General features: G+C 68.6%; 20 protein-coding genes. 11 read left to right on the top strand and 9 right to left on the bottom strand.

Annotated elements, in window-relative coordinates; all coding sequences use genetic code 11:
- Positions 1-8: 8 nt before the first annotated feature.
- Complete coding sequence (locus tag AZG88_RS38635) at positions 9-1,163, top strand: DUF3068 domain-containing protein (RefSeq protein WP_005243723.1); 1,155 nt, start codon at positions 9-11, stop codon at positions 1,161-1,163.
- 136 nt (positions 1,164-1,299) lie between these two features.
- Here AZG88_RS38635 and AZG88_RS38630 read toward each other — a convergent pair whose 3' ends face one another.
- Positions 1,300-2,499, bottom strand: a complete 1,200-nt coding sequence (locus AZG88_RS38630; RefSeq protein WP_061700667.1) for a polysaccharide biosynthesis protein — start codon at positions 2,497-2,499, stop codon at positions 1,300-1,302.
- Between the two features lie 63 nt (positions 2,500-2,562).
- Between AZG88_RS38630 and AZG88_RS38625 the strand changes: the two genes are divergently transcribed.
- On the top strand, positions 2,563-4,284 hold the full coding sequence (locus AZG88_RS38625) for a hypothetical protein (RefSeq protein WP_061700662.1): 1,722 nt from the start codon (positions 2,563-2,565) through the stop codon (positions 4,282-4,284).
- On the opposite strand, the gene AZG88_RS38620 is transcribed toward AZG88_RS38625, so the two are convergent.
- Positions 4,225-5,445 (bottom strand): glycosyltransferase family 4 protein, encoded by a 1,221-nt coding sequence (locus tag AZG88_RS38620; RefSeq protein WP_061700666.1) that lies wholly within the window; start codon positions 5,443-5,445, stop codon positions 4,225-4,227. The two genes, AZG88_RS38625 and AZG88_RS38620, sit on opposite strands and share 60 nt — an antisense overlap.
- Before the next feature lie 173 nt (positions 5,446-5,618).
- Here AZG88_RS38620 and AZG88_RS38615 point away from each other — a divergent pair, with 173 nt between their 5' ends.
- The 6 genes from AZG88_RS38615 to AZG88_RS38590 all read left to right on the top strand — a co-directional run bounded on the left by AZG88_RS38615 (position 5,619) and on the right by AZG88_RS38590 (position 12,169).
- On the top strand, positions 5,619-6,374 hold the full coding sequence (locus AZG88_RS38615; RefSeq protein WP_061700661.1) for a class I SAM-dependent methyltransferase: 756 nt from the start codon (positions 5,619-5,621) through the stop codon (positions 6,372-6,374).
- 2 nt (positions 6,375-6,376) lie between these two features.
- The gene (locus tag AZG88_RS38610) at positions 6,377-7,264 is read left to right on the top strand and encodes an ROK family protein (protein WP_061700660.1); all 888 of its coding nucleotides are present in this window, start codon (positions 6,377-6,379) and stop codon (positions 7,262-7,264) included.
- Between the two features lie 80 nt (positions 7,265-7,344).
- Positions 7,345-8,514, top strand: a complete 1,170-nt coding sequence (locus tag AZG88_RS38605; RefSeq protein ID WP_061700659.1) for a phosphotransferase family protein — start codon at positions 7,345-7,347, stop codon at positions 8,512-8,514.
- Positions 8,511-9,656, top strand: a complete 1,146-nt coding sequence (locus AZG88_RS38600; RefSeq protein ID WP_061042464.1) for a hypothetical protein — start codon at positions 8,511-8,513, stop codon at positions 9,654-9,656. Before AZG88_RS38605 ends, AZG88_RS38600 begins: the two co-directional genes overlap by 4 nt.
- Before the next feature lie 30 nt (positions 9,657-9,686).
- Positions 9,687-11,135 (top strand): aldehyde dehydrogenase, encoded by a 1,449-nt coding sequence (locus tag AZG88_RS38595; protein ID WP_061042465.1) that lies wholly within the window; start codon positions 9,687-9,689, stop codon positions 11,133-11,135.
- 71 nt (positions 11,136-11,206) lie between these two features.
- Entirely contained in the window at positions 11,207-12,169 is a 963-nt protein-coding gene (locus AZG88_RS38590) for a cation diffusion facilitator family transporter (RefSeq protein WP_061700658.1), read from the top strand.
- Positions 12,170-12,190: 21 nt separating this feature from the next.
- Here the strand turns inward: AZG88_RS38590 and AZG88_RS38585 are convergent, their stop codons facing one another.
- The 5 genes from AZG88_RS38585 to tnpB form a co-directional block, all read right to left on the bottom strand.
- Positions 12,191-12,691, bottom strand: coding sequence for a hypothetical protein (locus tag AZG88_RS38585; protein ID WP_005243741.1), 501 nt, complete (start codon positions 12,689-12,691; stop codon positions 12,191-12,193).
- 132 nt (positions 12,692-12,823) lie between these two features.
- Positions 12,824-14,653 carry a phosphoenolpyruvate carboxykinase (GTP) gene (locus AZG88_RS38580; protein ID WP_061042467.1) on the bottom strand — a complete coding sequence of 610 codons (1,830 nt, stop codon included), beginning with the start codon at positions 14,651-14,653 and terminating at the stop codon, positions 12,824-12,826.
- Between the two features lie 219 nt (positions 14,654-14,872).
- Positions 14,873-15,235, bottom strand: a complete 363-nt coding sequence (locus AZG88_RS38575; protein WP_231914344.1) for a DUF6802 family protein — start codon at positions 15,233-15,235, stop codon at positions 14,873-14,875.
- A gap of 105 nt (positions 15,236-15,340) precedes the next feature.
- Complete coding sequence (locus tag AZG88_RS38570; RefSeq protein ID WP_231914343.1) at positions 15,341-15,958, bottom strand: hypothetical protein; 618 nt, start codon at positions 15,956-15,958, stop codon at positions 15,341-15,343.
- Positions 15,959-16,198: 240 nt separating this feature from the next.
- Entirely contained in the window at positions 16,199-17,578 is a 1,380-nt protein-coding gene (tnpB, locus tag AZG88_RS38565) for an IS607 family element RNA-guided endonuclease TnpB (RefSeq protein WP_061700657.1), read from the bottom strand.
- Positions 17,579-18,006: 428 nt separating this feature from the next.
- Here tnpB and trmB point away from each other — a divergent pair, with 428 nt between their 5' ends.
- From trmB to AZG88_RS38550, 3 genes are read left to right on the top strand one after another with little or no spacing between them, the layout of a single operon-like run.
- Positions 18,007-18,783, top strand: a complete 777-nt coding sequence (gene trmB / locus AZG88_RS38560; RefSeq protein ID WP_174695092.1) for a tRNA (guanosine(46)-N7)-methyltransferase TrmB — start codon at positions 18,007-18,009, stop codon at positions 18,781-18,783.
- Positions 18,780-19,511, top strand: a complete 732-nt coding sequence (locus tag AZG88_RS38555) for an NYN domain-containing protein (protein ID WP_061042469.1) — start codon at positions 18,780-18,782, stop codon at positions 19,509-19,511. The genes trmB and AZG88_RS38555 overlap by 4 nt, the downstream gene beginning before the upstream one ends.
- Positions 19,512-19,521: 10 nt before the next feature.
- On the top strand, positions 19,522-22,554 hold the full coding sequence (locus AZG88_RS38550; protein WP_442971766.1) for an MMPL family transporter: 3,033 nt from the start codon (positions 19,522-19,524) through the stop codon (positions 22,552-22,554).
- On the opposite strand, the gene AZG88_RS38545 is transcribed toward AZG88_RS38550, so the two are convergent.
- Positions 22,473-24,341 carry a DUF2339 domain-containing protein gene (locus AZG88_RS38545; protein ID WP_061700656.1) on the bottom strand — a complete coding sequence of 623 codons (1,869 nt, stop codon included), beginning with the start codon at positions 24,339-24,341 and terminating at the stop codon, positions 22,473-22,475. The genes AZG88_RS38550 and AZG88_RS38545 overlap by 82 nt on opposite strands.
- A gap of 66 nt (positions 24,342-24,407) precedes the next feature.
- Entirely contained in the window at positions 24,408-25,058 is a 651-nt protein-coding gene (locus AZG88_RS38540) for a DUF1707 SHOCT-like domain-containing protein (RefSeq protein WP_061042472.1), read from the bottom strand.
- Positions 25,059-25,104: the final 46 nt, after the last annotated feature.

Below are 25,104 nucleotides of genomic sequence, written 5' to 3'. Positions count from 1 at the left end.
GAGAAAGCATGGCGGAGCGCTCAGGGCCGAGCCGGATACTTGCTTGCATTCTGGTGGGCCTCGGTGCCTTCCTCTTGGCCGTCGCCATTCTCATTCCCACCTACACGGTGGGCAAGTTGGAGAAGACGCCCTTGGACCTCGAAGTGACCACGATCGCCGAAGGTTCCGGCAGCGTGCTCAACTCGCAGGCTCTTCTCGCAGGCAAGGCCGAAGTCAACACGAACGTTCCACTGGTGTCACAGCGCTACGTCACCACCGAAGACCCCGCGGACGCGGACGTCGTCACTCTCCAGGCGGGTCAGACGCTGCGGCGCACGGACAAGCAGGGCGACACCGGGCTGCTGTCCGCGATCGTCGACCGCAACACCGTCGACCGCAAGACGGCGATGCCGACCAACGACCCGGTGGGCACCATCCAGACGCAGCCCAACCAGCCTGCCGAGGAAGTTTCGCGCGACGGACTGCAGTACAAGTTCCCGTTCAACTCGGAGAAGCAGAGCTACCCCTACTTCGACCTGAACGCGCGCGCCACCCAGGACATCAACTTCGTCGAGGAGACGGAGATCAACGGCCTGAAGGTGTACCACTACAACCAGACGATCGATCCGGTCGACCTGTCGAAGGTGGTCAGCTCGCCCACCAACAAGCTGACACTGCCCGCCGAGGCGTGGGGCGTCCCCGGTGGCACCCTCCCCGTCACGATGACCCGCTGGTACACCAACGTGCGTGACCTGTGGGTCGAGCCCGAGACCGGTGTCGTCGTCAAGGGCCAGGAGCAGCTGCACCAGTACTACGCCCGCAACAAGGACAAGCCGGAGATCGACGTCCTGAAGGTGGAACTGCCGTTCAACGAGCAGACCATCGAATACCAGGTCCAGCAGGCCAAGGACGGCATGGACAAGATCAGCACGTTCGGTCGCACCGTGCCGATCATCGCCGGCGTCCTCGGAGTCATCGCCCTGATCGCAGGACTCGTGCTGGGTCTGCGCGGCGGCAAGGGCAGGCAGCCCGCGCACACCGCCGGCGACGACTACCCGCCGAGCGACGGTGGCCGCCACGTCGACCTGGACAAGTCGGAGGCTCCCACCGAGCAGCACGACTGGACCACGGACAAGACGGAAGAGATTCCCGTGCAAGATCCGCGGCGGTACGACGAGCGCTAGACGTACAGAGCCGGACGCCACGTAGTCCGGTGCGAAGGGGACCTCGGTAGTGCACCGAGGTCCCCTTCGTCGTTCCCGGGGGCGGCCTGTGCGGTGTCGCCCGATGTCACAGGCGGCTCGTCGGGTTGAACGGATGTCACATCGGACGCGGGGCATCGCGCCGCGCGCTGCGCACGGCGAGGACGCCGGCGACCAGTGCCGTGCTCGACGCGACCGTCACGGCGACGGCGATGAACTGCCCGATCGTGGACGCGAGGGTGAGCATGGCGGCCATCTCGACGGCGAAGCCGATCCACGCGATCACGGCGAGGTGCGTCCGCTCCCCCGCGATGGCGGAGAGCAGGGCACCCTGCAGGACGGCCAGGCAGGCGCCGTGCAGTGCGAACAGCCACAGCAGCGACTGGACGGGCTGATACGCGTCGCCGACGAGGAGCGGGACGAGGGGGGCGGCCACCGCGACTCCCGCCACGAGGACCGCGCCGAGCCCGACGAGGACGGCCAGCGCCGAACGGATGGCCTTCGCGGAGTGTGCCGGGTTCGCCATCCGCGGATAGAGCACCACCCCGACGGCCTGCGGGAGCCAGAACGCGGCCTTCGTCGCGACGGTGCCCAGCGCGTACAGGCCGGCGTCGTCGTTGCTGAGCACGATCCGGGCGATCACGAGGTCCATCGACGACAGGGCGATCAGCGCCAACTGCACCTGCGACGCCTTCAGGACGGCCGGGACGCCGATCCGGGTGGTCGACTCCCCGGCGATGCCCGAATCGGCGAACAGTTGCGCACACAGGGCCACCAGCCCGGTCCCGACCGCGCTGGCGGCGAGCGCGAGGCCCGGTCCGGCGCCGACGGCGAGCACCACGACCGCGGGCACGACCTTCGCGACGCCGGCTCCCGCGAGGACGACGCTCAGCGGACCGAACCGTGCCGCGCCCTGCAGCAGTCCCTGTTCGGTGGCGAGCAGGACGAGGACGGGCGCCGTGATGAGCGCCGAGAACGTGGCGAGCATGCCGGTGTCGAGGGCCCACGACACGAGGGGTGCGAGCAGCATCGCCGCGACCGCGACGATCACCGCGCAGCGGTATCCCAGCAACCGCACAGCGTGGGATCCCTTGCCCCGGACCACCTCGCGGGCGACGACGGTCTGCAGCGCGAGGGCGGGCACGGCGAGGACGAGTTGGGCCGCCAGCAGACTCGCGAACTCCCCGTACCCCGCCGGGCCGAGCCACCGACTCGCCAACAGCTGCAGCAGGTAGGACGCGATATTCGCGGTCATCGAGCCTGCCGTCACCATCGTCACCCCGGCGACCGCCGAGTTGGTGAGGGTCTGGCGTGGCATGCGCCCCATGATGCACTACGTGCCGTGCGAGCCGGGTCGATGCACCACGTATCGTGACGGCCCATGACCGCCCGGCGCCGAGCACCGTTCGTCGCGCCGGGCTACAGCCTCCTTCTGGCATTGCTGATCCTCGGGCCGCTGCTCGGTCCGGGCTACCTGCTGTTGCGGGACGCGGTCAGCACTCCCCGCTCGTATCTGACGGATTCGGCGCTCGGTCTCACGGATGCCGCCGCGCGGGCCGTGCCGCAGGACGCTCTCCTCGCGACGCTGAGCGTCGTCGTCGACGGCGGCCTGGTGGTGAAAGCGATCCTGTTGCTCGCGCTGTGGGCGGCGGGCTGGGGCGCGGCCCGGATGGTCCGCACCGTGCTGCCGACGGCGGCGCTCGGACCGCAGCTCGTGGCCGCGACGGTGACGGTGTGGAACCCGTACGTCGCCGAGCGACTGCTGCAGGGGCATTGGAGCCTGCTCACGGGGTACGCGGCGCTGCCGTGGACGGTGTGCGCAACGGTCGCGATTCGACGGGGTCACCGCCGGGGGTGGTTCGTCCTCGCGGCCTGCCTCGCCGCGGCCGGGCTGACCCCCACCGGGGTCCTGCTCGCCGCGGTGGCGGCGGTGGCCGTCCTCGCACGGCCCGGCGGACGATCGGCCGCGTGGCTCCGGGTGACCGGCGCGCTCGGCCTGTTCGTCGTCGCGAGCGCGCCGTGGCTGGTGGCCACAACCCTGGCCGGAGGCGGCGGGGACGGCTCCGATCCCGCCGGGGTCGCGGCGTTCGCGGCGCGCGCCGAACCGGGGCTGGCGACTCTCGGCAGTCTCGCCGGACTCGGCGGCGTGTGGAACGAGACCGCCGTCCCGGACACCCGGACCACACTGTTCGCCCTCGTCGGAACGGTCCTGCTGCTCGGCGTCGTCCTGTGCGGACTCCCGGCACTGTGGCGGCGGCGACGGCATCCCGTGGTGGCCGCACTGACCGCACTCGCGCTGGTGGCGGTGCTGCTGCCCACACTCGGCGCGACCGCGTGGGGACTCGACGCCGGCCGCTGGATGGTGCAGAACGTCCCCGGCGCGGGGTTGCTCCGGGACGCGCAGAAATGGGTGGCGCTCGCGGCGCCGCTGTATGCGCTCGCCGCCGCGGCCGCGGTGCTGCGACGCCCCGGCACGTGGTCCCTCTCGGCCGTCCTGATCGTGCTGCTCGCCCTCCCCGACCTCGCGTGGGGCGTCGGGGGCGCGCTGCGCCCGGTCCACTATCCGCCGTCGTGGCAGCAGGTAGCCGCCGAGGTGGAGCGCGACGCGCACAGCGGGGACGTCGCCGTGCTGCCCACCGGTATGTTCCGCAAGTTTTCCTACAGCGGTGCCGCTCCCGTTCTGGACCCCGCCCCGAGGATGCTGCCGGAGGACGTCCTGCAGACGGGCGAGCTGGTGGTGGCCGGTGGCACGGTGAAAGGCGAGGGGTCCCGGGCGCAGCAGGTGGAACGGGTGCTGCTCACCGGCGGTTCCGCCGCCGATCTCGCGTCGCTGGGCGTCCGGTGGGTTCTGGTCGAGCGCGACACGCCCGGACCGCGCGGCGAATCCGCGACCACCCTGGCCGGTCTGGAGCGACAGTTCTCGGACGAGCATCTGGAGCTGTACCGCATCGGCGGCGACGTCGCGCGGCACGAGGCGTCCGACCGGGCGCGCGCGACGGTGATCGCGGCCCACGTGCTGTGGGCGCTGCTGCTGGCCGGCGGTCTACTCGGCGCGGGCGTGCTCGAGGCCCGGACGCGCCAGCGCCGGCGACACCAGCCCTGACGTCCGCAGGCCCGCGGCCGTGCCCGCCAGCACCTCGTGGACGCCGTTACCGGTGTGCTTCCAGGAGAACTCACCCGCACGGACCCGAGCCTTCTCACCGAGGACCATGCGTGTCTCGGGGTCGAGCAAGAGGGCGTTGACGGCTGCGGTCAGTTCGCCGACGTCGGCCGTCGCCGCTTCCGGACTGCCGACCAGAACACCGGTGACACCGTCGACGATCGAATCCGTCAGCCCCTTGGAGCTGCGGTAACCGACGGTCGGGACGCCGTGCTGGGCGGCCTCGATGACGGCCAGACCCCAGCCCTCCTTGCGGGACGGCATCACGTGCACCCAGGACTGCGACAGCAGCTGGTGCTTACGGGTTTCGTCGACGTGCCCGTGGAACGTGACGGCGTCGCCGATGCCCAGTTCGTGCGCGCGGTCGCGGAGATTCTGTTCCCACCAGCCGCCACCGATGACGTCGAGGTGCACGTCGGCGATCGTGGGACGCAGCGCCGCGACGGCTTCGAGGGCGTCCTCGATCTGCTTGTGCGGCACCAGCCGGGACAGGACACACACGCTGGGGTGCGCGGTCCGGGTGTCGGCGCCGCCGATGTCCACGCCGAGAGGGATGTCGTCGGCGCCGTTGCGCACCACCGCGATCCGTTCGCGCTCGACGCCGAGTTCGACGAGTTCGTCGGCGGACGGCAGCGACACGGTGAGGTACTGGTCGTCCCGGTGGGTGCGCGGCGACAACCGGGATTCCACCCACCAGCCGATCTTGCCCATCAAGCGGCCCGCCACGGGCCACTGCTCGCGGTGGCAGTGATGCACGAGCAGCGTCACGGGTGCACCGGCGACGACGCGGGAGAAGAACGGGATGCCGTTCTGGGTGTCGATGACGGCGTCGGGCCGGATCCCTCGCAGCGGTCCGAACCCGAGCCGGCCCGCGGCGATCGCGGCGAGGGCGCGGGGGTAGACGCTGTACCGCCCGCCCGCCCGGCTGATCTCGATGCCGTCGACGGTCTCCTTCTTGGCGGCGCCGCGGTAACCGGCGGTGCGGAGGGTGACCTTGATTCCCCGCGCCGCGAGCTGGGCGCCCACCTCCTCGAGGTACCGCTCACTGCCGCCACCCTGCGGGTGACCGGTGTCGCGCCAGCAGAGCAGCAGAACCTCTCGCACGTTCATATACTCCTGTGGTCGGTGCGGTACATGTGGTCTCGGGCGGGACGTTCCGCGCTGTAGTCCCCGAACACCCTATCGGTCGCGTTCCACCGGATGTTGCAGCCACCGCGAACGGATTGCGGCCCTGGCGGCTGCACTCGCTAAGGTTCAGTCTCGTGACGACGCCTCCCGTGACCCGGCGATTCGGTCGACGGGCAACCCTGAAGCGGTCGTTCGGCCTGCTCAGCGACTTCCGGCACGAACAGACCGCACCCGACCTGTTCTACGGCGCCCTCGCCCGCGACTCCGTCGAACTGATCGGCGACCTGTACGGCGGTCTCACCGAATCGGATCTCACCGGGACGACGGTCCTGGACGTCGGCGGTGGACCCGGTTACTTCGCGGACGTGTTCCAGCAGGCCGGCGCCCGGTACGTCCCGGTGGAGCCGGATCCGTCGGAGATGCATGCCGCGGGCCTCGCCGTGGGCGGTGCGGTACGCGGGTCGGGGTTGGCGCTGCCGTTCCGGACGTCGTCGGTGGACATCTGCTTCTCCTCCAATGTCGCCGAGCACGTCAGCGAACCGTGGGCAATGGCGGACGAGATGGTTCGGGTGACGAAACCCGGCGGCCTGGTCGTGCTGTCCTACACGTTGTGGTGGGGCCCGTTCGGCGGCCACGAGACCGGACCGTGGCATGCGCTGGGCGGTGAGTACGCCGCCCGCCGCTACCTGCGCAAGAACGGCCGCGAACCCAAGAACCGATACGGGGTCTCCCTGTTCAAAGTGGGTGCGGCCGACGGTCTTCGGTGGGCCCGGCGCGCCCCGGACGCGGACTTCCTGGCGGCCTTCCCCCGCTACCACCCGCGGTGGGCGTGGTGGATGGTGCGAATCCCCGGACTGCGGGAGTTCCTGGTGAGCAACCTCGTTCTCGTGATGCGGAAGCACTGACCGTGGTCGCGCTGGCTCTCGACATCGGCGGCACCAAGATGGCCGCCGGGATCGTCGACGCGGGCGGCACGGTGCCGCACCCCGCGACCACCCCGACGCCGGCGACCGGCGTCGCCGACGCGTGCGCCGCCCTGCTGCGGGAGGTCGCGGGAGCGGCGACGATCACGTCGGTCGGCATCGCGTGCGCGGGACCGGTCGACACGGTCGCCGGCTCCGCGTCCCCGATCAACATCGCCGAGTGGTCGGGCGGATTCGGCCTGGTCGACGCTGTGCAGGACGTCTTCCCCGGCGTCCCCGCACGACTCGCCATGGACGGCGCCGCGGCCGCACTCGGTGAACACCACCACGGCGCCGGACGGGGAGTCCCCGACCTGCTGAGCCTCGTGGTGTCCACCGGCATCGGCGGCGGAGTGGTCCTCGGCGGCCGCATCGCCACCGGCCGGACCGGCAACGCGGGACACATCGGTCACCTGGTGGTCACCGGCGGGACCGAACCCTGCACCTGCGGCGGGGTCGGATGCCTGGAGACGGTGGCGAGCGGACCGTCGTCCGTGCGCTGGGCCCGCTCCCGGGGATGGCGCGGGACGACGGGAGTCGAATTGGCGAGGGCCGCCGCGGACGGGGACGACGTCGCCGTGGCCGCGCTCGATCGCGCGGGGACCGCCCTGGGCCAGGCCATCGCGTCGGCCGCGGCTCTCCTCGACGTCGATCTCGCGGTGATCGGTGGCGGATTCGCGCAGGCCGGACCCCCGTTGTGGGACCCGATGCGCCGGGCCGCCGCCCGTCACGCCCGGTTGTCCTTCGTCGCGAATCTGCGGGTCGTCCCGGCGGAACTCGGCGCCTCCGGAACCCTCGTCGGGGCGGGAGTCCTGGCCGTCGACGAAGGCTGACGCAGCGGGATCTCCTCACCTGTTCCGAAATTCTGTAACGTGTTCTAGTGTTCAGGGTCACACCACGTTCAGGAGAGGAGGTGACCGTGAGCACGAGCACTGCCCGATCCGCCGACGACTCCGATCACTCGTCCGAAGTCGCCCGGCCCACTGACTCCCGTCGCGACCCGGAGGTGCTGCGAGACGCGCTGCAACGCTGGCTCGCCGCCCAATTGCCCGCCGACGCCGCACCGGAAGTCACGCATGTCCACCTCCCCGACGCCAACGGCATGTCGAGCGAGACCATCCTGTTCGACGCCACCTGGTCCGGCGAGGTTCACCCATTGGTCGCGCGGGTCGCGCCGGCCGACACGACGATGCCCGTCTTCCCGGAGTACGACCTCGACGGACAGTTCCAGGTGATGGCGCAGGTCCGGGAGCACTCCGCCGTCCCGGTCCCGGTCGTCTACTGGTCCGAATCCGATCCCGGTCCGCTGGGCGCTCCGTTCTTCGTCATGGCCCGCGTCTCCGGGCAGGTCCCGCCGGACGTGATGCCCTACAACTTCGGGTCGTGGGTGACGGAGGCGACCGAGGAGCAGCGCGCGCTGCTGCAGCACAGCGCGGTGAATGTGCTTGCGCAGCTGCACGACATCGACCGGCCGTGGGAGCGGTTCGCGTTCCTGCGACTGCCCGGCTCGGGTCCCACCGTCACCGAGGCGCTCGCCGCGCACATCCGGCAGCAACGCGACTACTACGAATGGACGACGCTGTCCGGTCCCCGGTCCCCGCTGATCGAACGCGGCTTCGCGTGGATCGAGGAGAACCTCCCGGACGACCCCTCCCCCGCCGTCTTCTGCTGGGGCGACGCCCGCATCGGCAACATGATGTTCGAGGACTTCCGGCCCGTGGCCGTACTCGACTGGGAGATGGCCGCACTCGGACCCCGCGAACTCGATCTGGGCTGGATGACGTACCTGCACCGGTTCTTCGAGGACATCGCCGGGGCCGCCGGACTCGACGGGATGCCCGACTTCCTGCGACTCGACGACCTCGCCGCCCTCTACGAGGAACTGACGGGCCACACCCCCCGCGATCTCGAGTACTACACCGCCTACGCGGCACTGCGGCAGGCCACCATCATGCTGCGGATCCAGGAGCGCGCCATCCACTTCGGGCAGGCCGTCGCTCCGGAGGATCCGGACGACATGATCATGCACCGCGCGTCGCTCGAGGCGATGCTCGACGGCACGTACTGGGAGAAGATCCGATGACCGCCGACTACGCCGGAAACCCGCTCTCCCCGATGGACGACTACCCCATCCATCAGGTGGCCGAACCCATCCGGCGCGTCGCCACCTCCGACCGCAACTTCTACGACCGCTACTACTTCAACTGCTATCCCTCGGCCGAGTCCGACCTCTTCCTCATCATCGGTCTCGGGCAGTACCCCAACCTCGGCGTGACGGACGCGTTCGCGGTGCTCCGCCGCGGCGACGACCACATCGTCGTCCGCGGGTCGGCGGCCCTGGGTCACGACCGCTCCGACAGCACCGTCGGACCGTTCCGCGTCGAGGTCCTCGAGGGTCTGCAACGCTTGCGCGTCGTGCTCGAGCCCGGCGACTACGACCTCTCCTTCGACCTCACCTTCGACGGCGCAATCCCCGCGACATTGGAGCCCCGCCACTTCCGCAGGCAACTCGAACGCGTCACGTTCGACACGAGCCGATTCGTGCAGACCGGCAGCTGGGCAGGCGAACTCACTATCGACGGCCAGAGCCGCCCCGTCACCCCCGACACCTGGCGCGGCAACCGCGACCGGTCGTGGGGGGTGCGCCCCGTCGGCGAGTCCGAGCCGCCCGGACGGCGCGCGGTCGACGGGATCCAGAACTTCTTCTGGATCTACTCGGTGATGCAGTTCGAGGACTACTCCGTCTCCGTCGTCCTGCAGGAGGACGAACTCGGCAGGCGCATCGTCGAGGAAGCCGTCCGCATCTGGCCGGACGCCGACCGCGAACCCGAATGGCTGGGCCGACCCGAGCACGAGCTGAAGTTCGAACCGGGGACACGGGACGTCACGGCGGCGTCGCTGAGTTTCCACCGCCCGACCGGCGAGGTCGTCACCGTCACCTGCGACCTGCTGGTTCCCAACTACATCGGTATCGGCACGGGGTACGGACTCGAAGCCGATTGGCGGCACGGCATGTGGCAGGGCGAACTCGTGGTGCAGGGACTGCGCAAACGAGCGTCCGAGATCGAACCGGGACTCCGGATGTTCTGCCCCGTCGACAATCTCACCCGCTTCCGGCTCGAGGACGGCGGCCGGAGCGTCGTCGGGACCGGGCTGTTCGAGGTCGCGGCGATCGGCCCCCACGCACGGTACGGATTCGACAGTTTCACCGACACCGCCTCCTGACCGGGGGGGAACGACACGAGGAATGGACTCATGACCGACTACGACAAGCTCTACATCGGCGGCAAGTGGGTGGCCCCGGCCACCGATCAGGTGCTCGAGGTGTTCTCCCCGGCCACCGAGGAACGCGTCGGCAGCTGTCCCGTCGCGTCGCCGGCCGACATCGACGACGCCGTCGCGACGGCCCGGCGGGCATTCGACGAAGGCCCGTGGCCGCAGACGACTCCCGCCGAGCGCGGGGAGATCCTCGCCAAGGCGGCGAAACTCATCGAGGAACGCGGCGACGCCCTCAACGCGCTGATCTCGTCCGAGATGGGCCAGCCACCCGCGATGGTCGGGATGATGCAGCAGACGCCGTCACTCGCGACCCTGAACTTCTATGCCGGTCTCGCGAACGAATTCGAGTGGGAGCAGACCCGCACCGGGGCGTTCGGACAGACGAAGGTGCTGCGGGAGCCGGTCGGCGTGGTGGCCGCGGTCCTCGCCTGGAACGTGCCACTGTTCCTCGCCGTCAACAAGCTGTCCCCGGCGCTGCTCGCCGGCTGCACCGTCCTGCTCAAGCCCGCACCCGAATCCCCGCTCTCCACCCACCTTCTCGCCGAGATCTTCGCCGAGGCGGGTGTCCCCGAGGGTGTCATCTCCGTCCTGCCCGGCGGCGCCGAGACCGGCGAATACCTGGTGTCGCATCCCGGGATCGACAAGATCACGTTCACCGGCAGCAGTCCCGTCGGCCGCAAGATCGGCGCCATCGCTGCGCAGAACCTCAAGCGCTGCTCCCTCGAACTGGGCGGCAAGTCGGCGGCCATCATCCTCGAGGACGCCGACCTCGCGTCCACGATGCCGATGCTGGTGATGTCCGGGCTCATGAACACCGGGCAGGCATGCGTCGCGCAGACCCGGATCCTCGCCCCGCGGTCCCGCTACGACGAGGTCCTCGACGCCCTCGTGGCGGGTGCCGGATTCATGACCGTCGGCGATCCGTCCGACCCGGCCGCGCAACTCGGTCCGCTGATCTCCGAGAAGCAACGCGACCGCGTCGAGGGCTACATCGCCAAGGGCAAGGAACAGGGCGCCCGCGTGGTGCTCGGCGGCGGCCGCCCCGAGGGCCTCGACAAGGGCTGGTACGTAGAGCCGACGATCTTCGCGGACGTCGACAACTCGATGACGATCGCCCGCGAGGAGATCTTCGGACCCGTCCTGTCCGTGATTCCCTACGACTCCGAGGACGAGGCGATCAAGATCGCCAACGACTCCGACTACGGACTCGCCGGCTCGGTGTACACCACCGACATCGATCACGGTCTCGCCGTCGCGAAGCAGATCCGCACCGGCACCTACGCCATCAACTGGTACGCATTCGACCCGGGATCACCGTTCGGCGGCTACAAGGCCTCCGGCATCGGTCGGGAGAACGGACCGGAGGGGCTCGAAGCGTTCTGCGAGACCAAGTCCGTCCTCATGCCGCCCGGCTACAGCGGATAGTCGCTTCGCGCCCGTGCGCCTTTCTGGTTGCTGCAGCTACCAGAAAGGCGCACAGGCGTTAGCGTGATCGGGTGACCGCATCGACTCCGGACACCAGCCGTGACGACGCCGCAGGCGAGAGCGCGCTCACCGTCGTTCTCGCGTTCGGCGCGAACATTCTGATCGCGCTGGCCAAGACCGTCGCCGCGGTGATCACCGGCTCGGCGTCGATGGTGGCGGAGGCCGCCCACTCGTGGGCCGACTCGGGCAACGAGATCCTGCTCCTGATCGCCAATTCGCGGGCCAAGCGCACGCCGGACCGCGTCCACCCGCTGGGGTACGGGCGTGAGGCCTACGTGTGGTCGATGTTCGCGGCGCTCGGACTGTTCGCGCTGGGTGCGGGGGTGTCGATCACGCACGGCATCCAGGAACTCGTCCACGCCGAACCGGCAACGGACTTCGCCGTCGCGTACGTGGTGCTCGGCGTCTCGTTCGTTCTCGAGTCCATCTCGTTCCAGCAGGCGTACCGGCAGTTGCGTACCGAGGCCATCGCCATCGACCGCGACGTGCTGGCGCACGCACTCCGCACGTCGGACCCGACCACCCGGGCGGTGTTCGCAGAGGACGCCGCGGCACTCCTCGGTTTGGTCATCGCGTTCCTGGGTGTTCTCCTGCACCAGATCACGGGATCGGCGATCCCGGACGCCGTCGGCTCCATCCTGGTCGGAATCTTGCTCGGCGTCATCGCGCTGATCCTGATCGATCGCAATCGGCGCTTCCTGATCGGCGAGGAAGCGTCGCCCGCTCTGCGCCAGGCCGGCATCGAGGCCCTCGAGGCGCTGCCGGAGGTCGACCGGGTGACATTTCTCCGCATGGAGTACCTCGGACCGCGACAGGCGTACCTGGTGGCGAGTGTCGACCTGGTCGGCGATTACGCGGAGTCGCGCGTCGCCCACACTCTCCGCGACCTCGAGTCGCGGCTGGAGCGGAACTCGCACGTGGTTCGCGCGATACTCACCCTGTCCACAGCGGAAGAGCCGACGATCACGGTGTGATCGCCGGCCCTGCTCCCGGATCTAGCTGCCGAACTGGATTCCGCCCAGAGGGCCGCCGACCAGGACGATCTGCGGCAGCGTGGTCTGGGGGTTGGCGACGGTGGTCAGCGACAGGCATTCGCCGATCACCGCGTAGGCGCCGTCCGGGAGTTCCGGTGTGGTGAACGTCTTGACGGCGTCGCCGGCCTGGTTGGCGAGGACACGCTCGATCGGGTTGGTGGCCCACGTGACGAATCCCGGTTCGAGAACAACGGTGGGATCGGCGAGCACGGCGGGCAACTTGGTGGCGTCGAAAGCGACTGCACCGCAGGACTGGGCGTCCAGCAGATTCAGGACGTTGGGGTTGGTGACGGTGATGGCGAGGGTGTTTCCGTCGGCCGCGGTCACCACGGTGGGAGGCTGGACTTCCGTTGCTGCGGACGCCGTCGCCGGCATGGTCACGGCTACGGTGGCGGCGGCTGCGGCAGCGAGTGCGGCGCCTCCGGCGAGTCGTTTCATGCCCCTGCTGGTCCCTGTCTGCATCTGCAATCCTTTCGTCGCGTGCGAGCTTCGAGAATCGAGCCCTTTACAAACCGAATGGTATGCGTTTACTGCAGAATCGCCCCTCGAACGACGAATGTCACAGTGGTTCAGCATTCGGTCACCGGGGAGGGACTAGCTCAGGCGCTGCTTCAGGGCCTCGAACTCGTCACGGATGCCGGAGGGAACCTTCTCGCCGAGGAACTCGAACCACTCCTCGATGAGCGGCAGCTCCTGCTTCCACTCGTCGACGTCGACCTTCAGCGCCTCGTCGACGTCGTCGGCGTCGACGTCCAGGCCGCCGAGCTCGAGATCGGCTGCGGTCGGAACGAATCCGATCGGGGTCGACTCGGCGCCCGCCTTGTGCTCGATGCGGTCGACGATCCACTTCAGCACGCGGGAGTTCTCGCCGAAACCGGGCCACAAGAAGCGACCGTCGTCACCGCGACGGAACCAGTTGACGTAGAAGATCTTCGGCAGCTTCTCCGCATCCGCGTGCTTGCCGAGGTTGATCCAGTGGTTCAGGTAGTCGCCGGCGTTGTAGCCGATGAACGGGATCATGGCCATCGGGTCGCGGCGGACGGTGCCGACGGCACCCTCGGCGGCAGCGGTCTGCTCGGACGACAGCGTGGCGCCGAGGAACGTGCCGTGCTGCCAGTCGAAGGACTCGCTGACCAGCGGCACCGTCGTCTTACGGCGTCCACCGAACAGGATCGCGGAGATCGGCACACCCTGCGGGTCGTCCCACTCGGGGGCGAGGATCGGGCACTGCGACATCGGGGTGCAGTAGCGCGAGTTGGGGTGCGCGGCCTTCTCGCCGGACTCGGGCGTCCACTCGTTGCCCTTCCAGTCGACGAGGTGCTGCGGGTCTCCTTCGAGGCCCTCCCACCAGACGTCGCCGTCGTCGGTCTGCGCGACGTTGGTGTACAGCGAGTTGCCGGCCTCGAGCGTCTTCATCGCGTTCGGGTTGGAGCCGTAGTTGGTGCCCGGCGCAACGCCGAAGAATCCGTACTCCGGGTTGACGGCGTACAGGCGGCCGTCCTCACCGAACCGCATCCACGCGATGTCGTCGCCGAGGGTCTCGGCGCGCCATCCGGGGATGGTGGGCTGGATCATCGCGAGGTTGGTCTTGCCGCAGGCACTCGGGAACGCGGCCGCGATGTAGTACGGCTTGTCCTCCGGGGAGATCAGCTTCAGGATCAGCATGTGCTCGGCCAGCCAGCCCTCGTCGTGGGCCATCGCCGACGCGATGCGCAGCGAGTAGCACTTCTTACCGAGCAGAGCGTTTCCGCCGTAGCCGGAGCCGTAGCTCCAGATCTCGCGGTCCTCGGGGAAGTGGGTGATGTACTTGGTGTCGTTGCACGGCCACGGGACATCGGCCTGGCCCTCTTCGAGAGGTGCGCCGACGGAGTGCAGCGCCTTCACGAACGGCTTGTCTTTGCCGAGCTTCTCCATGGCGGCGGTACCCATGCGCGTCATGATGCGCATCGACACGACGACGTACTCGGAGTCGGTGATCTCGACGCCCAGCTTCGGGTCGTCGGCGCCGAGGGGACCCATGCAGAACGGCACCACGTACATGGTGCGTCCGCGCATGCTGCCGCGGTAGAGGTCGGTCATGAGCGACCGCATCTCGGTCGGGTCCATCCAGTTGTTGGTGGGCCCGGCGTCGATCTCTTCACGCGAGCAGATGTAGGTGCGGGATTCGACGCGTGCGACGTCCGACGGATCGGAGTTGCCGACGAACGAATTCGGCTTCTTCTCGTCGTTGAGCCGGGTGAACGTGCCTGCCGCGACGAGCTGCTCGGTCAGTCGATCCCATTCGGCGTCCGAGCCGTCTGCAAAGACGACGCGTTCGGGCTGAGTGAGTTCGGCAACCTCTCGAACCCAGGCGAGCAGCTCACTGTGCTCCGTGGGGGGCGTGCCGTCAGTTCCGTTCAGACCGGGAATGGTCGCTGAGGTCATCAAACTCTCCTGGGGTGAGCCGGAACCGGACCATCTGCCGTCCGCTGAGAGAGCCTCGCAGCGACTGCCAGACGGTCCGATTTCCCCTCTCGGCGGGGTCCAGCCAGGCCGTCCATGCCACATGGAAGACGCGGGCGCCGGGTGTCCTATCCCTAGAGGTTAACGCCGCGAGTCCCATCTCGGGGAATCGGGTGCGGTTGGAATGGTCACAGAAACGATTCAGTAGCGCTGCCAGGGGCCTTTCCCGGGTCTGGAGTGCGGATTTCGGAGGCGTTCAGCCGTTACCGAGAGTGCCACCATCGGTCTGCTGCCAGTGCACGACGCCGTCGCCGTCGCGATGATCCACGACGAGTAGGCACCGTCCTCGTGGATCATCCTCAGATGGTCTGCTTCGCCGTCCGAGTCGAGGTCAGAGGCGATGACGACCGCGTCTCCGGCGTCGACGGTCTGGGTGTCCAGGACGCCGTCGCCGTCGATGTCGTGGGTCGGATCGGTGAGGGTGACCGCCCCGGAATCGTGGCCGAAAGTGTTCGGATCGAGGTCCGGCACGTCCGGGACCAGAAAACTCTCAGTGGTCGCCACCGCGGTCTCCCTTCACATTTCGAACCAGTTTCACGCACAAATCAAGACACATCAAGATAATTCAACACGATCCCACAGGAAACCGGGCGAACATCGGTCGGATACCTATGTATTCAGACGTTCGACGCGCCGATTCGGTTCCCCCGACCGCCGGCGGACCTCCTGCAGCCCGCGGTCGACCGCCACGAGGTCGCGTTCACAGGAGGACAGCTGCGCGTTCCGCCGCGCGACGAGCCGCCGGAGTTCGGCGTCGATCTGCGCGACCCGCTCGTCCACCTTCCCGGCACACACCCGGCTCTCGGCGATGATCGCCTCACTCACCCGAGTCTCTGCCGCGAGCACTCGGCCGAGGGCGAACTGCTCCCACTGGGACCGGACGTGGACCAACGCCTCGCCGGCCCACTGCAGGACGTGGGCACGCTCGGCGACGTGCCCGCGCGCCCGAGTCAGCCACCACGCCGCGACGGCTCCCAGCGCGAGGGTGAGCGGGATGGTCGCGATGTCGAGGGCGGGCACCATCGACAGCGGCGAGACCACCAGCCTGCCCAGGCCGAGACCCGCGGACGCACCGATCAGGATCGTCATCCGGTCTTCGGGCCCGTCCGGCGCAACCGGCAGCGGACCTACGGTCTCGGGCGCGGACGCGGTGATGCCGACCCGCGACCGCATGTCGTCGAGGCGCGCGGTCACCGCGGCATCGACCGCACCGCCCCTTTCGCTCACCACGTCGACGACTGCCCGGCGCAGGCGAGGCGTCGGTAACCGCGCGAGTTGCGCACGCCACCAATCCGCGCACCGGACGGCGTCCGCGGCGTTGCGCTGCCCCCGGCGCCTCCGCGATCAGCTCTGAGATGGAGTCGGGCGACGGCTGCGAGCGCGACGGCGTGGTCGGCGACATATCTGTCCAGCACGTCTCGGACGCCGGTCCGCGCCTGGTGGTGGTGCCCATGACGCAGTCACCGTTCAGGAAACGTGTAAAAACGTGTCCTGAGTCGACGCCTCACGGTGTCGACGTTGGCCTGCACCATGCGGTGCGGGTCTTCCCGTGGCAATACCCGTTGCCCGCATGGTGCGGGACTGACATGGGTTTCCAGCGGGCTCGTTTTCCGTCGCCCCGCAACTCGGGGAGGACGCCTCAACCAGGGCCGCGAGGTTGCGGGCCGCGTTGAGGTCACGATCAATGCTCATCCCGCAGGATTCGCAGACAAAAATGCGTTCGGACAGGCGCAGCTTGGCTTTCACCACACCACATCCCGAACACGTCTTGGAACTGGGATACCACCGGTCCGCCACGTGCACCCGCTGCCCGGACCAGCCGGCCTTGTACTCGACCTGACGACGGAACTCACCCATCCCGACACCGGCGATGTGCCGGGCCAATCTTCGGTTGTGGACCATCCCGGCCACGTTCAGGTCCTCGACCACCACCACGGTGTGCGAGCGGACCAACCGGGTCGAGAGCTTGTGCAACCCGTCGCGGCGGGCGTTCGCCACATAGCTGTGCAGACGCGCGATCCGCGCCTGAGTCTGTCGCCACCGCTTCGACGGCTGCTGCCCCGTACCACGATCAGGGCCTTGCCGTCGCGCCGCCTGACGCCCGAGCCGTCGCAACTCTTTCAGGGCGTGTTCGAGGTGTTTCGGGTTCCGCACCACCTCACCGGTGGACAGGACCGCAAGGGACTTGACCCCCAGGTCCACCCCCACCACCGATTCCGGCAGCGTCGGCGCTAGACCACATCGTTCGACCTCCACGGAGAAGGACACGAACCAACGACCGGACCCGAACGACACCGTCGCCGACCGGATCCGCGCCGTCCCGGCCGCGACGCGGCGGGCGAGCTTGCGTGTGGACTCGTGGGTCCGCACGATCCCGATCCGGGGGAGTTTCACGTGCCGACGATCGGTGTCGACAAGCCCGAATGCCCCGGTGGTGAACCGGCACGACAACCCCGCACGTTTGCCCTTGAACCTCGGGAAACGGACCCTCGGACCCTTCCGCTTCCCCGACCGGGAGGACGACCAGTTCGCCAGCGCCGTCGCCAGGTTCGCCAGCCCCGAGGAGTAGGCCTCCTTCGAGTTCTCCCCCCACCACGGCGCCGCCTCACCCTTGACCTGGTTCCAGTCCTTGCGGAGGCTGTAGGCAGACCACGACATCGACGGTGTGAGTTGCTCACCGGTCACGCCGTAGGAGCGTTCCGCCTCGCGTTGATCCAGGTTCGCCCTGACCCGCGCAAGACCCCAATTGAACGCGAACCGCTGACCACCACAATGCGACCGCAACGCCGTCTCCTGCGCGCAGGTCGGGTCAAGCGCGAACCGGTACGCCTGCAGAAACGTACTCACCCACCACCCCCTAATCGAATACGTGTTCGATCCTACGGGGAGGGTACAACAAGTTCCGCGAGCCTCGTTGGAAGTGTGGACCGAGGCTCCGGCCGGTCGCGGACAGGGCGGTGGCGAGGTGCCCGGCGAAATTGGTTCAACCAGTCCCCATGCCCGACCACGATGGACCTAGACCGCGAATCAGCCGACAGTGTCCGCATGGAACCACTTAACGCCAGTCCGGTGGAAACCCCTGCACACCCACCCCTCCTTCAACTTTCACCGGAATATTCCTACACCGAAGACATTCTTCGACCTGCATGCGCGAACGGCCTGCAACTCCCTTCGTACCGCGACGATTCCGTCAGACTCGCACCGAATCGCTACCGGCAACCATGCAGGCTGGGCGCCGGATTATCGAAAAGTCTCAAGGTGAACTTCAGACCCGTATGCCAGAAACGCCCCTCATGCGTGACAATGGTCCGGTGAACCACGCTGATCAGGATGCACCCGCCGTCCCCGAGGAGGGGCAGATGAAGGACTCGAAGGGGTCCCGTCTCCACCCGAGGGTGACAAGTTTCCGCTCGCGGAGGGGCGCTCTGACCGCTGCGCAGCAGGAGTCATGGGACCGGCAATGGCCGAAGATCGGCGCGGAGGTCTCCGACGATCGCCTGGATGCGACGTCGTGGTTCGGCCGTGACGCCCCGCTGATCCTCGAGATCGGCTCGGGTACGGGCACCGCGACCGCGGCGATGGCGAAGGCCGAACCGCACGTGAACCTCATGGCCGTCGAGGTCTACCGGCCGGGGCTCGCGCAGTTGCTTCAGCAGATCGAGCGGGACGAGATCCCGAACATCCGGGTCTTGCGCGGCGACGCCATGGATGTCTTGGAAAACATGATCGAACCGGAATCGCTCACCGGAGTCCGTGTCTTCTTCCCGGACCCGTGGCCGAAGGCCCGGCATCACAAGCGGCGTCTGCTGCAGGGCCCCACCTTCGCCCTGATCGCGAGCCGACTGAAGGCCGGCGGTGTGTTGCATGTCGCAACAGACCATGCCGAGTACGCCGAGGCCATCGCCGAGGCGGGCAACGCGGAACCCTGCCTGACCTCCCTCGACTGGGAATCGCCGATGACGCACGAGCGTCCGGTGACGAAGTTCGAGGACAAGGCCCACCAGGTCGGCAGTGCGATCACCGAGTTGATTTGGGGGAAGATCAGGTCATGAGCGTCAGCGAGCAGTACTCCGACATAGCCGGCACGGCACCGGCAGGCACCGCGGTGTCGTCAGGATCACCCGTAGTGGGTGCACGTGACGGACGCCACCAGAAGCGGGTCCTTCTCGTCTGGGACGCACCCAACCTCGACATGGGCCTCGGCGCCATCCTCGGCGGCCGGCCCACGGCGGCCTACCGGCCACGATTCGACGCACTCGGCCGCTGGCTGCTCTCCCGGACTGCGGAACTGTCCGCGTCCGGCACCGACACACTCGAACCCGAGGCGACGGTCTTCACCAACATCGCGGCTGGCAGCGCCGATGTCGTGAGACCGTGGGTCGAAGCCTTGCGTAATGTGGGCTTCGCGGTGTTCGCCAAGCCGAAGATCGATGAGGACAGCGACGTCGATTCCGACATGCTGGACCACATCGCGCTTCGTCATGGCGAGGGGCTGGCCGGTGTCATGGTCGCCTCCGCCGACGGTCAAGCGTTCCGCGAGCCGTTGGAGGACATCGCCGCGACCGGCATTCCGGTCCAGATACTCGGGTTCCGCGAGCACGCCAGCTGGGCGGTTGCGTCCGACCTTCTGGACTTCGTCGATCTCGAGGACATCCCCGGCGTGTTCCGGGAGCCGCTCCCTCGGGTCAGCCTCGACACACTGCCCGACGAGGGTGCCTGGTTGCAGCCGTTCCGACCGCTTTCCGCCCTGCTCGTCGGGCGGAAGAGTGCTGCCGAGTAGGAGTTGATCAGTGTTCGCGAGCTGGGGAAGCGTCGTCTACCGGGCCCGATTCACCGTCATCGGCATCATGGTTGCCTTGTTGCTGGGTTCGGCCGCGTACGGCCTGGGCCTCGAGAAGCATCTCAGCCAGAGCGGCTGGGACGATCCGGGCTCGGAGTCGGTCGCCGCGGCCAAGCTGGCTGACGGCACCTTCGGTCGCGACACCAACAGCGACGTCGTGGCGCTCTACACGGCGCCCGAGGGCAAGACGATCGAGGACCCGGAGTTCCAGGCGAAGGTCGCCGAGAACCTCGAGCGCGTGGCCGCTGAACACCCCGACAAGATCCTCAAGATCAACGGCGGTTACTTCAAGGTCGGCAGCGCGCCGCAGCTGGCGTCCGCCGCGGACGCCGACAAGCAGCACGCGATCGAGAGCATCGCGATCGTCGGGAACAACGACACCGAGGTCACGGCCAATTTCCGCGACGTCAAGGACGAGTTCTACATCGACGGCGTCGACGTGCAACTCGCCGGACTCCAGCCCGTGTCGGGTGCGCTCAACGACACGATGGCCAAGGACATCAGACGAATGGAGATCCTGGCGATCCCGGCCGTCGGTATCCTGCTGTTCTTCGTGTTCGGTGGCGTCGTCGCGGCGGCGCTGCCGCTGATCATCGGCGGCCTGACCGTGGTCGGCGCCAACGGCGTCGTCCGGTTGATCACCAACTTCACCGAGGTCAACTCGTTCGTCGCGCCCGTGGTCTCCCTCGTGGGGCTCGGTCTGGCCATCGACTACGGATTGTTCATCGTCAGCCGGTTCCGAGAAGAGATGGCGGAGGGGTACGACACCCGCTCCGCCGTCCGCCGAACGGTGATGACCTCGGGCCGCACCGTGGTCTTCTCGGCGACGATGATCGTCGCCAGCCTCGGCGGTCTGCTGCTGTTCCCGCAGGGCTTCCTGAAGTCCGTCGCCTACGGCGCCATCGCGACGGTCGGCCTGGCGGCGCTGACGTCGATCACGATCCTGCCCGCGATCCTCGGCATCCTCGGCAAGCGCATCGACGCCCTCAGCCTCGACCGTTTCCGTCAGACCAAGAACACCGAGGAGATCGAGGCGAGCATCTGGGGCCGGCTCACCCGCTGGGTGATGCGTAACCCGCTCAAGGTCACCATCCCCATCGTCGTCGGTCTGCTCCTGCTGATCGTGCCGCTGACGGGCATCAAGTTCGGTGGCATCAACGAGACCTACCTTCCCCCGGACAGCTCGACCCGCGCCGCGCAGGAACAGTTCGACGAGATCTTCCCGAATCTGCGCACCGAACCGGTCAAGCTCGTCGTGTCCGACGCCGACAACAAGGCGCTCGGCCAGATCATCAAGGAAGCCAGTGGCGCGCCGGGTCTGATCGAGCGATTCACCCCGGAGGGCGCGGCCAAGGACGGTGTGGTCGTCCTCAAGGCAGGTCTCGTCGACCGCAACGAGTCCAAGCCGACCATCGACTATCTGCGCGCCATGGACAGTCCGGACGGCGTGCAGGTACTGGTGGGCGGCACCCCGGCGATCGAGCAGGACAGTATCGCCGCGCTGCTGGACCACCTGCCCACGATGGTGATCTCCGTCCTCGTCCTGACGACGCTGCTGATGTTCCTGACGTTCGGCTCGCTGGTGCTGCCGATCAAGGCGGCGTTGATGAGCGCGCTGGGCCTCGGGTCCACGCTCGGCATCCTGACGTGGATCTTCATCGACGGTCACGGTTCGGAGTGGTTGAACTTCACCCCCGGCCCGATCATGTCGCCGGTGCTGGTGCTGATCATCGCGATCGTCTACGGCCTGTCCACCGACTACGAAGTGTTCCTGCTCTCGCGCATGGTCGAGGCGCGGGCGCAGGGGGCCAGTACGACGGAGTCGATCCGCATCGGCACGGCGCACACGGGCCGCATCATCACCGCGGCCGCGCTCATCCTCATCGTCGTCACGGGCGCGTTCGGGTTCTCGGAACTCGTGATGATGAAGTACATCTCCTACGGCATGATCGCCGCGCTGATCATCGACGCGACCCTCATCCGTATGTTCCTCGTGCCCGCCACGATGAAGCTCCTCGGCGACGACTGCTGGTGGGCGCCGGCGTGGATGAAGCGGATCCAGGAGAAGACGGGTCTCGGTGAGCCCATCCTCGACAACGAGCTGATGCCCACCGACGTCCCGGAGCTCACCCCGATCGGTGCCGTCCCGCCGCAGCGCAAGCTCGCGGCGCCGCCCGCACCCCGGAAACCGGAACCGCTCACCGAGCCGATCCCGTTGGTCACCGCGCGGGCGCTGGCCGCGAAGATGTCCGAGGACGACGCGAAGGCGCGCCGGGCGCAGAACGAGGCCCGCCGTTCGGCGACCGGCCGCCCCGCTCGGGCACCGGAGGAGATCGAGGACACATCGACCGCGGAACCGCAGACCACTGTGCTGCCGCAACCTGCTCCGCCGCGTTCGGCCCCGACGCAGTCGCGGCCCGCACCGCCGGCCCGCACCGCAGTCGCGTCCTGCTCCGCGGCCCCGTCCCGCGGCCCCCGCCCCGGGTCCGGCCACCGAGTCGCGTCCGATCGAGAGTTGGCTCGCGGACCTCCGGTCCACGTCGGCCGCCGAACCGCGGCCGATCTCCTCGCCCGCCGAACCGCGACCCAGTGCGTCGGCGCCGTCACTGCCGACCCGCTCGCCGCGGTCGGTGCCCGCGCCGTACGAGCAGGAGACCCCCCAGTCGTCTCCTGCCCGCCCGGTGCCGCCGATTCCGTCGAGGCGTCGTGCCGCCGAGCCTTCGGAACCCGTGAACGGCGGCAGGCGCAGCAACGGCTCGCCCGCGAACGGCACCCCGACCAACGGCACCCCGACCAACGGCTCGCGCCGCCGCAGCGTCGAGGAACCGCCCGTCGATCCGGACGATGCCTCGAGTGGCAGGCACCGCGCGGACGACGGCAACGCCGTCAGCGTCAGCGAGCTCATCGCTCGGCAGAACCGGCGCTGACGGAGCCGTTCGGCGTTCCCCGTCCGGCCTCCCGCTCCGCGAATTCACGCGCGTAGCGGGTGCCGGCGAGGAGCAACAGCAGGCCGACGACGAGGAACGCGAGGACGCGGAACAGTCCGTCGAGGGTGGCCAGGTCGAACAGGAACAGTTTCGCCAGCGCCGCCGCGGTCAGTCCGAGCCCGACGCCGAGCGCGGTGTGCGCGTAGTCGCGTCGAGCCAGTCCGAACACCAGTGCCGCCGTCGCCGCCGCCATCCACGCGATGGTCGCGGCGCAGTGTCCGGCGATGAATCCTGCGGACGTCCCAGTGAGCGCCGTGCCCGCGGACACCGTCGCGGTGGTGACGGCGTACAGGATCACCAGCCCGGCGAGCACCCACCACGGCTGGGCGGTGTTGTCGCTCAGCAGTTTCAGCGTGTGCGCGTACCAGACGAACAGGAAGACGGTTCCCGCCAGCACCAGCGAGGACAGCACCGTGGTCACCCCGAGCGAGTCGAGCGCACTGTGCTCGTCGACGAGGACGAACGGCGGCGCGGTGATCACGAAGGCGAACCCGCCGACGACGGTGAAGACTGCACCGACGGCGTACGTGATCCGCGACTCCGCCTGCCCGCCGATGGTGAGGAACAGTGCCGCCACCCCGAGCAGGACGAGCGGCGCGAGGTCTTCGCTCGAACCGATGAGGCAGGCCTCGAGCAGGGCGAGGGTACCCATGCCCGCAAGCGCGATCCGTGCGTGTCCCGGCAACGACCGCGCCGCCGCGAACGCGGCGAACATCGCGGCGGCCAATGCCAGCGCGATCAGCGTGGACCCGAGCCGGTCGAAGAGGTGGCCGATCACCAGCATCGGGACGGCCGTCGTGACGATCATCGCGGTTGCGGTGACGTCACGAGAGTTGCTGCGCAACAGGATGATCGACGAGACCAGCCCGAACAGGGCGACCAGTGCGGCGGATGCGAGCAGCCAGAACCTCTCCGGCCGGTCGGACAGTCCGGAACTCGCGATCGCGATCAGCAGCGCGATCACCACCGGGCACGTTCGCGCGATCGCCAGGTACAGCCAGTCGCGACCGAGTTGCGCGGGGAAGCTGGCGACCTGGATGACGAACAGGAACCCGATGAGGGTGAGCGTGATGCCGTCGGTGAGGACGGGGGCGAGCACGGCGGCGCCGGTCACCACGAGCAGAGCGAGGGGTTGCGAACCCCACCTGACGGCCAGTGCGACACCGGCTCCCGCGATCCCGAGTGCCACGACCATCGCGAGCACCGGCAGCAACCAGTGATAGACGACTGCCACGGCCACGACGTCGAGGTAGGCGCCGGCGATACCCGTCGCCGCGAGCGCGATCCCGCCCACCCGGCCGCCGGGCCGGCCGAAGACGCGGGCACCGGTGTAGACGAGGCCGGCCGAGAACAACCCGCCCGCCACGACGCGCAGTTCCGGACCGAAGAAGCCGGCCTGCGCCGCCAGCACGAGCAGCATCACGACACCGATCAGGGTGACGGCGACTCCCGCGACGGCCAGCACGCGGCTGATCACCCCGTCGCGCTGCCACCAGGGTTCGCGAGCCACCCGGGGCGGTGGCGCCGGAGCGGGACGGTATGGGACGGCCGGCGGGGGCGGCTGGGCGACCGGGTGCGCCTGCGGCACCGGGGGTCGGTACATCGGCTGCGGCGCGGGTTGGGGTGGGGGTTGCAGTTGGGGCCGCGGGACGCTCGCGAGCTGCGCCTGCAGGACGGCGAGGTTCTCACCCACGTGACGCATCTGCTGCCCGAGCGCCGAGAAGTCACCGGAGAGCTGCGCGACCAACCGGGGGTCGATCGAAGGAGTACCAGGTGTGGACATGGATCAATCGTCCTGCGGCGACGGCACCCACACATGAGTAGGCCTACTCGAGAGGCCTGCGTCGTGCTACCCGAACATTCGGCGAATCGAGGTGCCGAAAGGGTGTTTGGCGGTCACGTTCCCGAACCTCACCTTGCCTCGCACGACGACGTGCAGCGGGCCGATGGGCGGGCCGGTCCGCACCTTGTTGGTCGCGGAACCGCCGACCGTTTCGACGCCGTTGAGGTCGACCGTCGCCTCTTCCGGCACGATCAGCGAGATCGTGCTCGCGTAGTCGTCGATCGTCACGTGCACCACCTGCGTGGTCATGACGGCCCGCGTGAAATCGAGCGTCACCGTCGACAGCCGGGTGTTCACCTCGAGGGCGGGAGGAACGTTCCACGAGCCGGTGCGGCTGACCGACGACATCCGGCCCCGGATGACGTCGCCCGGCGGCGGCGCGGGCGACCGGTGCGGGACCGGCGGAACCGGCGGCGCCGGGCGAGACACGTACGGCTGGTCGGGGTACGGCGGCGGCGTGAACTCGGAGATCAGCTGGATTCCCGGCAGATCCACCAGCACGACGTTCAGCTCCGCCCGCGTCTTCGCGGCGAGTGCCGTGTCCATCCGTTCGGTGAACTCACCGAGCGAGAGCATCCCCTGGCCCACCGCCCGCTGCAACAATTCGCCGACGTGTTCGCGCTCCGCATCCGATACGCGTAGGTCCCGTGCCTCCATACCGACCAGGCTAGTGTCCGTGCGCCTTCGGCGCCCGTGAGTACTT

The organism is Rhodococcus sp. LB1, assembly GCF_001583455.1.
GTDB classification, from domain to species: Bacteria; Actinomycetota; Actinomycetes; order Mycobacteriales; family Mycobacteriaceae; genus Rhodococcus_F; species Rhodococcus_F opacus.
This window is presented reverse-complemented; position numbering and strand designations above follow the sequence as displayed.

Coding starts and splice junctions, on each gene's coding strand:
- AZG88_RS38545 (WP_061700656.1), bottom strand. CDS start 24,341: ATGTCCACACCTGGTACTCCTTCGATCGACCCCCGGTTGGTCGCGCAG.
- AZG88_RS38595 (WP_061042465.1), top strand. CDS start 9,687: ATGACCGACTACGACAAGCTCTACATCGGCGGCAAGTGGGTGGCCCCG.
- AZG88_RS38540 (WP_061042472.1), bottom strand. CDS start 25,058: ATGGAGGCACGGGACCTACGCGTATCGGATGCGGAGCGCGAACACGTC.
- AZG88_RS38600 (WP_061042464.1), top strand. CDS start 8,511: ATGACCGCCGACTACGCCGGAAACCCGCTCTCCCCGATGGACGACTAC.
- AZG88_RS38630 (WP_061700667.1), bottom strand. CDS start 2,499: ATGCCACGCCAGACCCTCACCAACTCGGCGGTCGCCGGGGTGACGATG.
- AZG88_RS38580 (WP_061042467.1), bottom strand. CDS start 14,653: ATGACCTCAGCGACCATTCCCGGTCTGAACGGAACTGACGGCACGCCC.
- AZG88_RS38585 (WP_005243741.1), bottom strand. CDS start 12,691: ATGCAGACAGGGACCAGCAGGGGCATGAAACGACTCGCCGGAGGCGCC.
- AZG88_RS38635 (WP_005243723.1), top strand. CDS start 9: ATGGCGGAGCGCTCAGGGCCGAGCCGGATACTTGCTTGCATTCTGGTG.
- AZG88_RS38555 (WP_061042469.1), top strand. CDS start 18,780: ATGAGCGTCAGCGAGCAGTACTCCGACATAGCCGGCACGGCACCGGCA.
- AZG88_RS38625 (WP_061700662.1), top strand. CDS start 2,563: ATGACCGCCCGGCGCCGAGCACCGTTCGTCGCGCCGGGCTACAGCCTC.
- trmB (WP_174695092.1), top strand. CDS start 18,007: ATGCCAGAAACGCCCCTCATGCGTGACAATGGTCCGGTGAACCACGCT.